The sequence below is a fragment of the Sphingomonas sp. RS2018 genome (assembly GCF_054489605.1).
Genome location: NZ_JBTMWL010000001.1, coordinates 467,153 through 480,144 on the forward strand (window position 1 = coordinate 467,153; position 12,992 = coordinate 480,144).

15 protein-coding genes are annotated in these 12,992 nt (G+C 67.9%); 5 read left to right on the top strand and 10 right to left on the bottom strand.

All coding sequences use genetic code 11. From position 1 onward, the window contains the following. Positions 1-103 precede the first annotated feature (103 nt). The 5 genes from ACX40P_RS02465 to ACX40P_RS02485 all read right to left on the bottom strand — a co-directional run bounded on the left by ACX40P_RS02465 (position 104) and on the right by ACX40P_RS02485 (position 2,888). A complete protein-coding gene (locus ACX40P_RS02465; RefSeq protein ID WP_459124701.1) occupies positions 104-526 on the bottom strand; it encodes a Fur family transcriptional regulator in 423 nt (140 codons plus the stop codon). Positions 527-591: 65 nt separating this feature from the next. Continuing rightward, positions 592-1,065 (bottom strand): GNAT family N-acetyltransferase, encoded by a 474-nt coding sequence (locus ACX40P_RS02470; protein ID WP_459124702.1) that lies wholly within the window; start codon positions 1,063-1,065, stop codon positions 592-594. Further along, entirely contained in the window at positions 1,062-1,676 is a 615-nt protein-coding gene (gene tsaB / locus ACX40P_RS02475; RefSeq protein ID WP_459124703.1) for a tRNA (adenosine(37)-N6)-threonylcarbamoyltransferase complex dimerization subunit type 1 TsaB, read from the bottom strand. Before tsaB ends, ACX40P_RS02470 begins: the two co-directional genes overlap by 4 nt. Positions 1,677-1,683: 7 nt before the next feature. Then, a complete protein-coding gene (locus tag ACX40P_RS02480) occupies positions 1,684-2,277 on the bottom strand; it encodes a malonic semialdehyde reductase (protein WP_459124704.1) in 594 nt (197 codons plus the stop codon). A 41-nt stretch (positions 2,278-2,318) separates the two neighbouring features. Next, positions 2,319-2,888, bottom strand: coding sequence for a NifU family protein (locus ACX40P_RS02485; RefSeq protein WP_459124705.1), 570 nt, complete (start codon positions 2,886-2,888; stop codon positions 2,319-2,321). A gap of 113 nt (positions 2,889-3,001) precedes the next feature. Here ACX40P_RS02485 and ACX40P_RS02490 point away from each other — a divergent pair, with 113 nt between their 5' ends. Next, the gene (locus ACX40P_RS02490) at positions 3,002-5,953 is read left to right on the top strand and encodes a M16 family metallopeptidase (protein ID WP_459124706.1); all 2,952 of its coding nucleotides are present in this window, start codon (positions 3,002-3,004) and stop codon (positions 5,951-5,953) included. Between the two features lie 123 nt (positions 5,954-6,076). Here the strand turns inward: ACX40P_RS02490 and ACX40P_RS02495 are convergent, their stop codons facing one another. Genes ACX40P_RS02495 through ACX40P_RS02510 form a run of 4 tightly spaced genes read right to left on the bottom strand, consistent with a single transcriptional unit; the run spans position 6,077 to position 8,480 of the window. Then, a complete protein-coding gene (locus ACX40P_RS02495) occupies positions 6,077-6,724 on the bottom strand; it encodes a DedA family protein (protein ID WP_459124707.1) in 648 nt (215 codons plus the stop codon). 58 nt (positions 6,725-6,782) lie between these two features. Further along, positions 6,783-7,217 (bottom strand): type II toxin-antitoxin system VapC family toxin, encoded by a 435-nt coding sequence (locus ACX40P_RS02500; RefSeq protein ID WP_459124708.1) that lies wholly within the window; start codon positions 7,215-7,217, stop codon positions 6,783-6,785. Beyond that, entirely contained in the window at positions 7,214-7,450 is a 237-nt protein-coding gene (locus ACX40P_RS02505) for a FitA-like ribbon-helix-helix domain-containing protein (protein ID WP_459124709.1), read from the bottom strand. The genes ACX40P_RS02500 and ACX40P_RS02505 overlap by 4 nt, the downstream gene beginning before the upstream one ends. Before the next feature lie 40 nt (positions 7,451-7,490). Continuing rightward, positions 7,491-8,480, bottom strand: a complete 990-nt coding sequence (locus tag ACX40P_RS02510; protein WP_459125218.1) for an NAD(P)H-dependent flavin oxidoreductase — start codon at positions 8,478-8,480, stop codon at positions 7,491-7,493. Between the two features lie 177 nt (positions 8,481-8,657). On the opposite strand from ACX40P_RS02510, the gene ACX40P_RS02515 reads away from it, so the two are divergent. From ACX40P_RS02515 to ACX40P_RS02525, 3 genes are all read left to right on the top strand, one after another. After that, positions 8,658-10,241 carry a hypothetical protein gene (locus tag ACX40P_RS02515; protein ID WP_459124710.1) on the top strand — a complete coding sequence of 528 codons (1,584 nt, stop codon included), beginning with the start codon at positions 8,658-8,660 and terminating at the stop codon, positions 10,239-10,241. 103 nt (positions 10,242-10,344) lie between these two features. Next, positions 10,345-10,587, top strand: coding sequence for a hypothetical protein (locus tag ACX40P_RS02520; RefSeq protein WP_459124711.1), 243 nt, complete (start codon positions 10,345-10,347; stop codon positions 10,585-10,587). Further along, on the top strand, positions 10,584-10,793 hold the full coding sequence (locus ACX40P_RS02525; RefSeq protein ID WP_459124712.1) for a hypothetical protein: 210 nt from the start codon (positions 10,584-10,586) through the stop codon (positions 10,791-10,793). Before ACX40P_RS02520 ends, ACX40P_RS02525 begins: the two co-directional genes overlap by 4 nt. A gap of 143 nt (positions 10,794-10,936) precedes the next feature. Here ACX40P_RS02525 and ACX40P_RS02530 read toward each other — a convergent pair whose 3' ends face one another. Next, entirely contained in the window at positions 10,937-12,199 is a 1,263-nt protein-coding gene (locus tag ACX40P_RS02530) for an aspartate kinase (RefSeq protein ID WP_459124713.1), read from the bottom strand. A 53-nt stretch (positions 12,200-12,252) separates the two neighbouring features. Here ACX40P_RS02530 and ubiG point away from each other — a divergent pair, with 53 nt between their 5' ends. Continuing rightward, positions 12,253-12,990: a bifunctional 2-polyprenyl-6-hydroxyphenol methylase/3-demethylubiquinol 3-O-methyltransferase UbiG gene (gene ubiG, locus ACX40P_RS02535; RefSeq protein WP_459124714.1), complete on the top strand. Its 738-nt coding sequence runs from the start codon at positions 12,253-12,255 to the stop codon at positions 12,988-12,990. The last annotated feature ends 2 nt before the right edge of the window (positions 12,991-12,992 follow it).

The following is a 12,992-nucleotide window of genomic DNA, read 5'->3' on the forward strand; positions in this document are numbered from 1 at the left end:
GCAATACGCCGCGGCGAAGCCGCGTCGTCGGACGGGCCGCAGGCCCGCCGGCCGGGCTTGCGCGTCTCAATGTCGGCACAACCGACATTGTGCGCGCCGCGCCCTACGCCTTCCGGTCGAGACTGACGCCGTACAATTCCATGCGGTGATCGACCAGGCGGAAGCCCAGCCGCTCGGCGATCTGCTTTTGCAGCTGTTCCAGCTCGGGGTCGACGAATTCGATGACCTTGCCGGTCTCGACATCGATCAGATGGTCGTGATGCGCCTCGGGCGCCGGCTCGTAGCGCGCGCGGCCGTCGCCAAAGTCGTGCCGGTCGAGGATGCCGGCTTCCTCGAACAGCCGGACGGTGCGGTACACGGTCGCGATCGAGATGCCGGAATCGATCGCGGAGGCACGCTCATACACCTTCTCGACATCGGGGTGGTCGTCCGCTTCCGACAGGACGCGCGCGATGACGCGACGCTGCTCGGTGATGCGCAGGCCCTTTTCCTGGCACAGGGCTTCGAGATCGATCTTGCGAGGCATCGCGTCGATGTAATGCGAGTGAGCGCCGGTGGGAAGCGCAAGCGACTCGCAAATGTGACGTTGCGCTACAGCGTCAGCGCAAACGTCATTGCGTCGATCCGCGTCCCGACCGGCCCGCGATAATAGTCGCGGCGGCGACCGACGGGCGTGAAGCCGTGCGCGGCGTAGAGCGCGATAGCGTCGTTGCCCTCGCGCACCTCGAGATGCAGCCGCTCGCCGCCATGCTCGCGCGCCTGCGCGATGGCACCTCGCAGCAGCGCGGCGCCGATACCGCGACCGCGCATGTCGGGATGGACCGCGATCAGCAGCAGCTCGCCATCGCCCGCTACCACGCGCGATAGGGCGAAGCCCGACACCGCATCATTGTAGAGCGCCAGCGTCAGCCACACGCCGGGCAGCGCGAGCATGCCGAGACACTGACCACTGTTCCACGCCTCGCCGAAGCGGGGATCGAACGACTCCTCCATCAGCCGGACGATGGTCGGCAGGTCGCCGGCATCGCCGCTGCGCAGCTCGATCATGCGCGGCGCGGTACTCATGCCGCCTTCGGCTTCGCATCGGGCGCACGTCCGTAGATCGGGCGGGCGGGCAGCGACGCCAGCGCGTCCGGCAACAAGGTCGCGCGCGATGCGTCGGGCAAGCTATCGATCGTGGCTGCGGTGGGGCTGATGGCGAGCAGTCGGGCTCCGCCGTTACCCACCGCGACGCGATTGCCGAGCGCCGCAAGCACGTCGGCGGGCTTCAGCGAAACCAGCGGTCCCGGCGACAGCCCGGCTTCGAAATTCTGCACGAACAGCTCGCCATGACCGCCCTCGATCACCACCGCGCACCCGTCGAGACCGGGATGTTCATCGAGTGCCGCCGCGGCGATCAGCGACAGCGAGGAAAACCCCGCCACTGGCACACCCCAGCCGATGCCCAGCCCGATCGCTGCGGCTAGTCCGACGCGGACGCCGGTGAAGCTGCCCGGACCGCAATCGACGAGGATGCGGCTGGCGCGTCCGCCGTCGGGCAGGTCCGCGATCATCGGCACCAGCCGCTCGGCATGGCCGCGCCCGACGACGTCATGCGCACTGGCAACGATCTGATCGTTCTCGATCAGCGCGACCGAACAGGCGGCGGTGGCCGTGGAGATGACGAGCGTGCGCACCCGGACGTCAGGCGATACGGTTGAACTTGGCGAAGTCGGGCCGCGGGCTGCGCGGGAAGATGCTGGCCGGATCACCATAGCCGAGCGTCGAGATGAAGTTCGTCGTCACGCCCGGCGTCTCGGCGAAGAACGCCTTGTCGACCAGCCCGGCATCGAAGCCGGACATGGGGCCGGTGTCGAGCCCCAGCGCCCGCGCGGCGATGATGAAATACGCCCCCTGCAACGATGAATTGCGGAACGCCGATGCCTGGCGCAGTTCGGCATTGCCGTCGAACCAGGACTTGGCATCGGCATGCGCGAACAGTTCGGGCAGATGCTCGTGAAAATTCTCGTCCATCCCGATGATCGCGGTGACCGGCGCCTTCAGGATCTTGTCGCGATTGCCCTCGCTCGACGCAGCGGCGAGCGACTGCTTCGCCGCATCGGTGGTGACCCAGACGATCCGCGCCGGCAGCTGGTTGGCCGAGGTAGGCCCCCATTTCATCAGGTCCCAGATCGCGTGCAGCCGGTCTTCGCCGACCGGGGTGTCGAGATAATGATTATAGGTACGCGCGGCGCGAAAGATCGTGTCGAGCGCGGCGTCGTCGAGCGGCTGGCCCATGTCGGCAAACTCCGGATGTCAGGCGGAAGAGGCTGTGCGGATCAGACCGCGCGGACCTCGGTCACTTCGGGGACGTAATGGCGCAGCAGCTGCTCGATCCCGCTCTTGAGCGTCATCGACGACGACGGACAGCCCGAGCAGGCGCCCTGCATCTGCAGATAGACCTTGCCCTTGTCGAACCCGCGATAGACGATGTCGCCGCCGTCGTTGGCGACCGCGGGGCGGACGCGGGTTTCGATCAGCTCGCGGATCTGCGCGACGATGTCGGCATCGGCGGGATCGTCGGCGAAATCCTCGCTCGGCACGCTGATCCCGGCGGCGGAGCCGGGGCGGAACAGCGGCATCGCGGCGGAGAAATGGTCGAGCAGCACGCCGAGCACATCCGGCTTGAGCACGTTCCACTCGACGCCGGGTGCTGCGGTGACCGACACGAAGTCGCGGCCGAAGAACACGCCCGTCACGTCGCCCAGCGCGAACAGCGCCTCGGCCAGCGGCGATGCTTCCGCCTCCTCGGGCGTAGCGAAGTCACGCGTGCCGCTGTCCATGACGGTGCGTCCGGGCAGAAACTTCAGCGTGGCGGGGTTGGGCGTCGTTTCGGTTTCGATCAACATGACCGTGCATGTGGGCCGCGCGCGCGTGCGGATCAAGCCGAAGCGTCGGAAACGCAGCGTTGCGGCGCACCCGTGCTGGTTAGGTTCAGGAAACACCGTTACATGGGGCGACAATGATCGCGTTCCCGTCGTCGTTCGTCCGCGTGCTCGTCGCGCTCCCCGTCATGCTCGGCCTGGCCGTCGCCTCGCCTGCGCAACAGAAGCTCACGCCGCAGCGGACGCCCGTGCAGAGGCCGCTGGCGACATCCGCGCCGGCGAAGCCGCAGGATGCGGCACGTGCCCCCGTCGCGGTGCCAGTCGATCGCACGGCATGGCTGTACAAGGGTAGCGACCTCACCCCCGATCCGGCGTGGCGGTTCGGCACGTTGCCCAACGGTTTGCGCTACGCCGTCCGCAAGAACGGCGTGCCGCCGGGTCAGGTCGCGATCCGCGTGCGGATCGACGCGGGCTCGCTGATGGAGCGCGACAGCGAACAGGGCTATGCCCATCTGATCGAGCATCTGTCGTTCCGCGGGTCCGAACACGTGCCCGACGGCGAGGCGAAGCGCATCTGGCAGCGGATGGGCGTGACCTTCGGCGCGGACACCAACGCCAGCACCAGCTTCACGCAGACGGTCTACAAGCTCGACCTGCCGATGGCGAACGAGACGAGTCTGGCCGAAAGCCTGAAGATCCTCGAGGGCATGATGTCCGGTCCCGGCCTGACGCAGGCGGCGCTGGATGCGGAGCGCCCGGTGGTGATGGCAGAGGCGCGCGAGCAGCCGGGGCCGCAGGTGCGGCTGGGCGACCTGACGCGCGCGACCTTCTTCGCCGGCCAGCCGCTCGCCAACCGCTCGCCGATCGGCACGCCCGCGACGCTGTCGGCCGCGACGGCGGCGTCGGTGCAGGCGTTCCACGACCGCTGGTATCGCCCCGACCGCGCGGTCGTCGTCATCTCCGGCGACATGGACCCGGCGGTGTTCGAGAAGCAGATCGTCCGCGCCTTCGCCGGCTGGCAGGGCAAGGGCGCGCCTGAGCCGACGCCTTCCTTCGGAAGCCCACGCGAAGGCAAGACAGAGACGGCGGCGCTGGTCGAACCCGCGCTGCCGCCGATCATCAGCCTGGCCTATCTGCGCCCGTGGACGGTCGGCGACGACACGATCATCTTCAATCAGAAGCGCATGGTGGACATGGTGGCGGTGCGCATCGTCAACCGGCGGCTGGAGCAGCGCGCGCGGGGTGGCGGCAGCTTCATCAGTGCCTCGGCCGATCTGGAGGACGTGTCCCGCAGCGCGAACGCGACCTTCGTTTCGATCCTGCCGGTCGGCGACGACTGGGAGGCTGCGCTGAAGGACGTCCGCGCCGCCATCGCCGACGCGGTCGCCACGCCGCCGAACCAAGGCGAGATCGACCGTGAGATCACCGAGATCTCCGCCAACATGAAGGCGAGCGTGGCGAGCGCCGCGGTCGAGGCGGGCGCCAAGAAGGCCGACGATCTGGTCGAGGCGGTCGATATCAAGGAGACGACGACCACTGCTGCCGCCAGCCTGGAGGTGTTCGAAAAAGCCGTCGCTGCGGCCATGTTCACGCCCGCCACGGTACAGGCTTCGGCGAAGGCGGTGTTCTCGGGCGTCAGCCTGCGCGGCGTCGTCAATACGCGTACGCCGGCCGACAACGTCCCGGCCAGGCTCGAGACCGCGCTGAACTCGGAGGTGAAGGGCACCGCGGCGGCGAGCGGGCGGCAGGCGCACGTCAGCTTCGATTCGCTGCCGAAGCTCGGCCGCCCCGGCAAGGTCGTCGCTCGCACCGTCGGCGTCGCCGACCCGAAGGTGGAGCGCATCGACTTCGCCAACGGCGTCCGCATGCTGCTGTTCGAAAATCCGTCGGAGGCCAGTCGCGTCTACGTCCGCGTCCGCTTCGGTCGCGGGCTGCAGGCGCTGCCCGACGATCGCACCACGCCGGCCTATGCCGCCGATCTGGCGCTGATCGCCAGCGGCATCGGCAAGCTGGGGCAGGAAGAACTCGACCGGCTGACCGGCGGGCGGCGCATCGGCCTCGACTTCAAGATCGACACCGACGCCTTCGTGATGGGGGCGACGACCTCGGCCGACGACCTGCCCGATCAGCTGCGGCTGATGGCGGCGAAGCTCGCCAAGCCGCGCTGGGATCCGCAGCCGGTGGCGCGGGCGCGCGCCGTCATGCTGGCAAGCTATGCCGCGCTCGACTCGTCGCCGGACGGCGTGCTGTCGCGCGACCTCGACCGGTTGCTGCGCGATGGCGATCCGCGCTGGGGTACGCCCGCCCGGGCCGAGATCGAGCGGTTGGATGCGAAGGCGTTCCGCAAGCTGTGGGCACCGCTGCTCGCCTCCGGTCCGATCGAGGTGCAGGTGTTCGGCGACGTCAAATCCGTCGCCGCGATCGACGCGGTCGCGCGGTCGTTCGGGGCGCTGAAGGCGCGCAAGGCGGCGGTGCCGGTGTCGCCGACCGCGCGCTTCCCGGCGCATGTCGCGCGACCGATGGTGCGTACCCACACCGGCAGCGATGGCCAGGCCGCGGCGGTGATCGCCTGGCCGACCGGTGGCGGCAGCGGCAACATTGCCGAGGGTCGGAAGCTGGAGGTGCTCGCCGCGGTGTTCCGCGACCGCCTGCTCGACAAGCTGCGGTCGGAAGCGGGCGTCAGCTACACGCCCAACGTCGCCTCGGCCTGGCCGGTGGGGATGGACGGCGGCGGGCGGCTGATGGCGCTTGGCATGGTGCCGCCAGACAAGACGGGCTATTTCTTCGAACTGACGCGCGGCATCGCCGCCGATCTGGTCGCCAAGCCCGTCGACACCGACGAATTGCGCCGCGCGCTGGTGCCGGTGGTCCAACTGGTGGCGCGCATGTCGACCGGCAACATGTTCTGGGTGGCGCAGACCGAAGGCGGCTCGTTCGATCCAAAGCGGCTGGCGGCGGTCGATACGATCGCCCGCGACCTGACCCGCATCACGCCGCAGGAATTGCAGGCGCTGGCGGCGAAATATCTCCAGCCGGCGAAGGACTGGTCGATGGTGGTAGTGCCGGAGAAGATGGGGGGCGCCCAGTAATCTACCCCGACCCCGGTCGTCCTGAGCTTGTCGAAGGACCGTTCTTCGATCCGCAAACGCGGCGTCCGAGGCACGAAGCACGGTGCTTCGACAGGCTCAGCACGAACGGCAAAGATTGCCCGGCTATTCCTGCCCCTCGCGCCCAGCCGCGCGGATCTTGCTGACGCGGTGCCACACGTACCAGACGACCGCTACGACCAGGACGACGCCGATGATGGCGTCGGCGGAGTGGAAGAAAGCGCGCACGCGCGGGTCGCCATGCCACTTCTCGCCCAGCTCGCGCCCGACCCAGGCGAGCGCGAAACAGAACGGCCAGGAGCCGACGAAGGTATAGACGTGGAACGGTACCAACGGCATCCGCGCCACGCCCGCCGGAAAGGCGATGAAGGTGCGGATGACGGGCAGCAGCCGGCCGATGAACACCGCCGACGACCCGAACCGCGCGAAGAACCGGTCGGCGGCATCGAGCTCGTCGGGACCGATCAGCAGATACTTGCCCCACCGCACGACGAACGGCCGCCCGCCGCGCTTGCCGACTTCATAGGCGACGATCGACCCCAGGTTGCAGCCGATCGCACCCGCCGTCGCGGCGAGGTAGATGTTCATCTTGCCCAGCGACACCAGATAGCCCGCGAACGGCATGATGAGTTCGGACGGCAGCGGCACGCATGCACTCTCGATCGCCATCAACAATGCGACGCCGGCATAGCCGGTCGCCTCGATCACCGAGATGACGATGTTCGCCAGGAAGGACAGGATGCTTTCGACCATGTCCGCCCGTTGGCCGAAACGACGCGCGAACGCCAGTAGCCAAATGTTGTCGGCGGGATCAGGCGGCGAGATACCGCGTCAGCGTCCGGGCCCGCGGATATACCGGTTCTGCTTTCGCAGCGAATTTCGCATCGCAGGTGACCAGATCGCAATCATTTTCAATGGCCAGCGCGAGATACACGCAGTCGGCGATCGGATGACCGAGTTCGATTGCGAGGCGTCCCGCCGTTCGGACGATCGGTGGCGTCGATCGAACAGTCGCGATTAGCGCGCCGCCCCAGTCGCCGCACCAGCGATCCAGCAGATGCTGCATCTCGTCGGCCACATGTTTGTGCATGTTTGCCGTGCGCACCAGCGCCGATGCGACCTCAACGACGATGAGGTCGGGCGCGACCAACTGATCCTGATAACGTTCGAGAAACAACAGCGCGGCGTCGGAACCTTCTTCCCAGAAAAGCCACTTCGCCGCCAAGCTTGCATCGGCGACGATCATTCCTCCTCGCGGATCTGCCGGATCAGCGCCACGCTGTCTGGCAGATAGCCGTGGCGTTCCACCATCTCCGTCTGATGCCGGCGAAGCCGATCGACGATGGTCGTGCCGGTCTCGACCTGCTCGGTCAGCATCATGCGCACCTCCGCCTCGAGAGAGCGGTGGTTGGCCAAAGCCTTCGCCTTCAACCGCGCGTAGACCGCGTCGTCGAGCTGTCGGATCGTGAGCGTCGCCATGCCCGCGATGTTGTCATGGTGACAGCAGAATGCAAGCAGATCAGACGGCGGCGCGGGCTTCAAAGGCGGTGGCGGCCTCGGCGATCAGCGTGGCGAGGATGTCGGCGAGCGGCTCCTCCTTCGTCACCATGCCGACCGACTGGCCGGCCATCAGGCTGCCGTTCTCGACGTCGCCGTCGATCACCGCGCGGCGCAGTGCGCCCGCCCAGTAATGCTCGATCTGCAACTGCGCCTCGGCCATCGCGACCTTGCCCTCGTCAAGCGCCTGCGCGACCTCGCGCTGCTTGGCGGTGAACGCCTCGCCGCCCGCGTTCTTCAGCGCGCGCACCGGGATGACGGGCAGGCGCGGGTCGATCTGCACGCTGGCGACGGCATCGCGGGCGGAGGCGCGGATGAACGCCTTCTTGAAGTTCGCATGCGCGACGCTCTCGCTCGCGCAGACGAAGCGTGTGCCGAGCTGCACGCCCGCCGCGCCCATGTCGAGATAGCCGGCGATCGCCTCGCCCCGGCCGATGCCGCCGGCGACGAAGACGGGCAACTGTTCGGCGATCTCGGGCAGCATCTCCTGCGCGAGCACGCTGGTCGAGACGGGACCGATGTGGCCGCCGGCCTCCATCCCCTCGATCACCAGCGCATCGACGCCGGAGCGGATCAGCTTCTTGGCGAGGCTGAGCGCGGGCGCGAAGCAGATCACCTTCGCGCCGGTCGCCTTGATCGCCTCCAGCGCGCCCTTCGGCGGCAGGCCGCCGGCCAACACGACATGGGTGACGCCATGACGCCCGCACACCTCGATCAGCTCGAACAGCATCGGGTGCATCGTGATGAGGTTCACGCCGAACGGCTTGTCGGTCAGCGTCTTGGTACCGGCGATCTCGGCGTCGAGCAGGTCTGGCGTCATCGCCCCGCAGGCGATCAGGCCGAAGCCGCCGGCGTTCGACATCGCCGCGACCAGATGGCGTTCGCTGACCCACGACATCGCGCCGCACAGGATTGCGGTCTCGCTGCCAAGGAAGGCGGCGCCGCGCGCCATGCGGCGTTGCAGCCGTTCGTGTCCGATCACGGACGGGGTCGATGCGGCGGCGGCAGCAGGGGTGTCGGACATCGCACCGCCTAGCCATCTCCGTCCCACTTGCGCAAGCCATCATCGCATGGGCTTGCACCCCATTCCCGTATCGTTACCTTGTCGTACCAAAAGGGGAAGTCATCGATGAAGATCGGAATGGTGTCGGTTATCGTCGCGGCATTATTATTGAACGATGGAGGGGCATCCGCGCAGGATATAAGCACCCCGCCGCCAATACCGGTCGATGAGAAGACAACCGGATCGAGCTATCTTCAGTGCGACGGAAATTCCAACAACATGTCGGCCGGCGAAAGTATCGCGCGCTTTGTCGGCGCGGTGACATTGCTTGGCCTGTTCGCACCGGGGGTGGAGCAGCCAAGTCCTGCCGCTCGACTGTTCGGCGAGAAGGGGGTTGCGGCCTGCACCCGACTGATCGACGGTCCGGGCCGCGAGGGCAAGACCGTACGCCGTCTTCCGCTGATCTTGGCGCGCGCCCTGCATCGGATCGAGGCGGGGGACTATAAGGGAGCGATCGGCGACGTGACGCTGGCGCGGCAGGAAGCGGCCGCCGCCGGCCTGGTCGGAAATCCATATTTTGACCGTTCGCTGGGATTGTCCTTCGACATGATCGAGGCGCACGCGCTCTTCGGTGCGGGCGACGTGGCAGCGGCGCGCGCCGTGTCGCTGCGCCGCGTGCCGCGTTATCGGTACAGCTATTATCCGCTGGTGGCGGCTGACGGGTTCCGACCCGCAGTACCGACGGTCGAACAATTGGAGATCGACGCCGCGACGCAATTCGGTCGGCTCGATCATGTTCATATCCAGCGCGGTGTCGATGCGCTCGAGGATGCCGGGCGGTTCGCGGAGGCGGCAGGTCTCGCACGCGACTATAACGAGCAGTTCGCGATCACTTTCCCAAAGGCGGACCCCAGCAGCGTCTTCCGCGCGCGCGTCGCCGTCGATCTGGCGTTGGCCGGTCGATGGGACGAATCGGTGGGTGAGGTCGAGGCGGCGCGGAAGATCCTGCAAACCCTCGATGCCAGCGGGAAGCCGGACGCTGCGCGAGCATTCACGGTCGAGTTGCTCGATTTCCATCGGGTCCTGATGGACGTCCGAAGCGGGCGGTGGGCCGACGCATGGCGCGGCTACACGGCCCGCAGCGAGTGGTCGGCGCCAAGCTTCGGCCAGCAGATCGGCGCCTTGGCGCTGCTGGAACCGCATCGCTCGGCAGGCGGTGCCGCGGCGTCCGCGGTCGATGCAAAATTGCTGCGGCAACGTCGGCGCGATACCTATGTCGCGGCCAAGCTGGAACGCTACAAGGACAACCGGTACCTCTGGTCCCACATCCTGCCCTATGCCGCGGCATCCTCTTACGACGAGCTTTCGCGCAAGGTGTGGGACGGCAAAAAGGCCCGTTTCTTCTCCGACCGTCCGTACAAGGACAGCACAGGATTCCAGGTCCTCGTCAGCGGCGATCCGATGACGCAGGTCGATGCGCTGGTGCTGCATGCGGCGGTGGTGGCGCGGGCTCGCGGGCATCGCGGCTTCTATATGTACAGCGGGGTTGGTTGGCCGGGGCTGGCGATCGTGCGATTCGCCGACCCCTCGCCGACCACGCCGGCGTCGCCGACCTTCATCGATGCCGCCGCCGCGATCGAGGAACTCAAGTCTGTCGTTCCGACTCCTGAAGAGCTGGAGCGTCGCCGCGCCGCTGCCAACAAGCGGTGATGGGGGTACGTGACAGCGTCCGACAGGCGTATGTTGTCGCGTTCACTGGCGTCACCGGAACGCTCCCTCCCTGCGTGACGTTGAACGCGTGAGGAGACCAGCGATGAGCGACAACAGCAGCGACGCTACCCGGCCGACCGAGACCCAGCCGGCGCCCAATATCTCGATCGAGCATCAGCGGGACGGTGACGGTCGGTCGCCGAGCGATACGCTCGATCGCGGGCAGGACGAGGATCGCGAGACGCCCGGCGGCCAGTCGCAGGAGCGGGTCGAGGACCGGCCGAATGTTGGTACGACAACGCCCGACGCCTATCCCGAGGACCAGCGCGCCGGGGTGACGCCGTGAGCGGCGCGCCGCCGGTGCCGTCCGGCAACACATCGCCCTATCCGCTGCATCAGCCGGCCCATGCGCCGGTTGCACAGGCGGGGCCGGTGTTGCGGACGCCCGAGCCGGTCGTCGATACCGTGCCGCTGGCGGCGTTGGCGTTCTTCGGCGGGGCGATATTGCTGGGCGGCGCGGCGATCGCGCTGGCGCTGTCCGGGCGGGAATAGGATCGGCCGGCGTTCGTGATCGATCGCCAAGGCTGACCGAAACGTCCTGCAGTCGCCCCCTGTGTCACTTTTGCGCCGGCCCTTGCGCCTTCTCTGACCAATCCCCGTTCCGGCGGCTCAAGCCGCTCGACCCCCCTTGTACATCAGGCGGCGGGATCCTCGGCATCGAGCCCGTAGGCGGTGTGCAACACACGCACCGCCAGCTCCGTCTCGTCCTCGTGGATCAGCACGCTGACCTTGATCTCCGACGTGGTGATCGCCTGGATGTTGATGCCGCGCGCGCCGAGCGTCGTGAACATCATCGAGGCGACGCCCGCGTGGCTGCGCATGCCGACGCCGACCACCGACACCTTCGCGACGCGGGTGTCGTGGACGAGGCCGCCGAAGCCGATCTCCCCCTGCGCCTTTTCCAGCACGTCGAGGCTCTTCGCCAGATCGGCCATGGGCACGGTGAAGGTGACGTCGGTCGATCCGCTGGCGTGCGCGATGTTCTGCACGATCATGTCGACGTTGATGTTCGCCTCCGCCAGCGGCGCGAAGACGCTCGCCACCGCGCCGGGCTTGTCGGGCACGCGGGTCAGCGTGATCTTCGCCTCGTTCTTGTCGTGGGCGATTCCGGTGATGAGCTGGCGTTCCATGTCCTCGATTTCCTCCTCGCCGACGATCATCGTCCCCGGCAGCGTGTCGGCGGCGGGCGCGTCGTCGTCGACGAACGACGACAGCACCTGCACGCGCACCTTTTCCTTCATGGCGAGCCCGACCGAGCGGGTCTGGAGCACCTTCGCCCCGACGCTCGCCAGTTCCAGCATCTCTTCGTACGTCACGCGCTTCAGCTTGCGCGCGCGCGGGACGATACGCGGGTCGGTGGTGTAGACGCCGTCGACGTCGGTGTAGATGTCGCAGCGGTCGGCCTTCATCGCCGCCGCCATCGCCACCGCAGACGTGTCCGACCCGCCGCGGCCGAGCGTCGTCACGCGCTCGCCCGACGCCAGACCCTGGAAACCGGGGATCACCGCGACTTCGCGGTTGCCCATCGACGCCAGCAGCCCCTCGGTGGAGATATCGGCGATGCGTGCCGACGCATGACCATCCGACGTGCGGATCGGCAGCTGCCAGCCGAGCCAGCTGCGTGCCGGGACGCCGATCGCCTGCAACGCTATGGCGAGCAGGCCTGCGGTCACCTGTTCGCCAGCCGACACGACGACGTCGTACTCGCGCGCGTCGTAGAGCGCGGAGGCTTCGCGGCAGAAGCCGACCAGCCGGTCGGTCTCGCCCGCCATCGCCGACACGACGACCGCGATCTCGTTGCCCGCCGCCCATTCGCGCTTCACGCGTGCGGCGACATTGCGGATGCGTTCGATGCCGGCCATCGACGTGCCGCCGAACTTCATCACGATACGGGCCATGGCGCCTGGTCTTATCCCTTGGGAGCGGATGGCGTGGCTGATAGGAGGGGGGAATGAACGACGCAACCGTAACGACAGATACCATCGACGCGCGCGAGGCCGCGCATTTCGGACGGCTGGCGGCGGACTGGTGGAATCCGAAGGGCAGTTCGGCGATGCTGCACCGGCTGAACCCGCCGCGGTTGGCCTATCTGCGTGCGAGGGTCGATGCGCACTGGGGCGGGGACGCGCGGGACTTCACGCCGCTCGAGGGCAAACGTGCGCTCGACATGGGGTGTGGCGCCGGGCTGCTGGCGGAGCCGATCGCGCGGCTGGGCGCGGCGGTGACCGGGGTCGACGCGGCGGCCGAGAATATCGGTGCGGCGCGCGCCCATGCCGACGGGGTGGGCCTCGCCATCGACTATCGCATGGGCGGGACCGAAACGGTCGCGGGCGAGACGTTCGATCTGGTCGTCAGCTTCGAGGTGATCGAGCACGTGCCCGACCCCGCCGCCTTCGTGACGGCACTGGCGGGGGCGGTGGCGCCGGGCGGGCTGATGCTGTTGTCGACGCCCAATCGCACGCCGCTGTCGAAGATCGCGATGATTACGCTGGCCGAGGGGCTGGGGCAGATCCCGCGCGGGACGCACGACTGGGACAAGTTCCTGACGCCGGACGAGCTGACCGGGCTGGTGACCGCGACGGGCTTACGCGTCGTCGACGTGCGCGGTCTGTCGTTTTCGGTCGCGCGCGGGTTCGTCGTGGGGGACGACACGACGCTCGATTATTTCGTCGCGGCGGTGCGCGACTGATA

Coding starts and splice junctions, on each gene's coding strand:
- ACX40P_RS02465 (WP_459124701.1), bottom strand. CDS start 526: ATGCCTCGCAAGATCGATCTCGAAGCCCTGTGCCAGGAAAAGGGCCTG.
- ACX40P_RS02470 (WP_459124702.1), bottom strand. CDS start 1,065: ATGAGTACCGCGCCGCGCATGATCGAGCTGCGCAGCGGCGATGCCGGC.
- ACX40P_RS02480 (WP_459124704.1), bottom strand. CDS start 2,277: ATGGGCCAGCCGCTCGACGACGCCGCGCTCGACACGATCTTTCGCGCC.
- ACX40P_RS02485 (WP_459124705.1), bottom strand. CDS start 2,888: ATGTTGATCGAAACCGAAACGACGCCCAACCCCGCCACGCTGAAGTTT.
- ACX40P_RS02490 (WP_459124706.1), top strand. CDS start 3,002: ATGATCGCGTTCCCGTCGTCGTTCGTCCGCGTGCTCGTCGCGCTCCCC.
- ACX40P_RS02495 (WP_459124707.1), bottom strand. CDS start 6,724: ATGGTCGAAAGCATCCTGTCCTTCCTGGCGAACATCGTCATCTCGGTG.
- ACX40P_RS02500 (WP_459124708.1), bottom strand. CDS start 7,217: ATGATCGTCGCCGATGCAAGCTTGGCGGCGAAGTGGCTTTTCTGGGAA.
- ACX40P_RS02505 (WP_459124709.1), bottom strand. CDS start 7,450: ATGGCGACGCTCACGATCCGACAGCTCGACGACGCGGTCTACGCGCGG.
- ACX40P_RS02510 (WP_459125218.1), bottom strand. CDS start 8,480: ATGGCGCGCGGCGCCGCCTTCCTTGGCAGCGAGACCGCAATCCTGTGC.
- ACX40P_RS02515 (WP_459124710.1), top strand. CDS start 8,658: ATGAAGATCGGAATGGTGTCGGTTATCGTCGCGGCATTATTATTGAAC.
- ACX40P_RS02520 (WP_459124711.1), top strand. CDS start 10,345: ATGAGCGACAACAGCAGCGACGCTACCCGGCCGACCGAGACCCAGCCG.
- ACX40P_RS02530 (WP_459124713.1), bottom strand. CDS start 12,199: ATGGCCCGTATCGTGATGAAGTTCGGCGGCACGTCGATGGCCGGCATC.
- ubiG (WP_459124714.1), top strand. CDS start 12,253: ATGAACGACGCAACCGTAACGACAGATACCATCGACGCGCGCGAGGCC.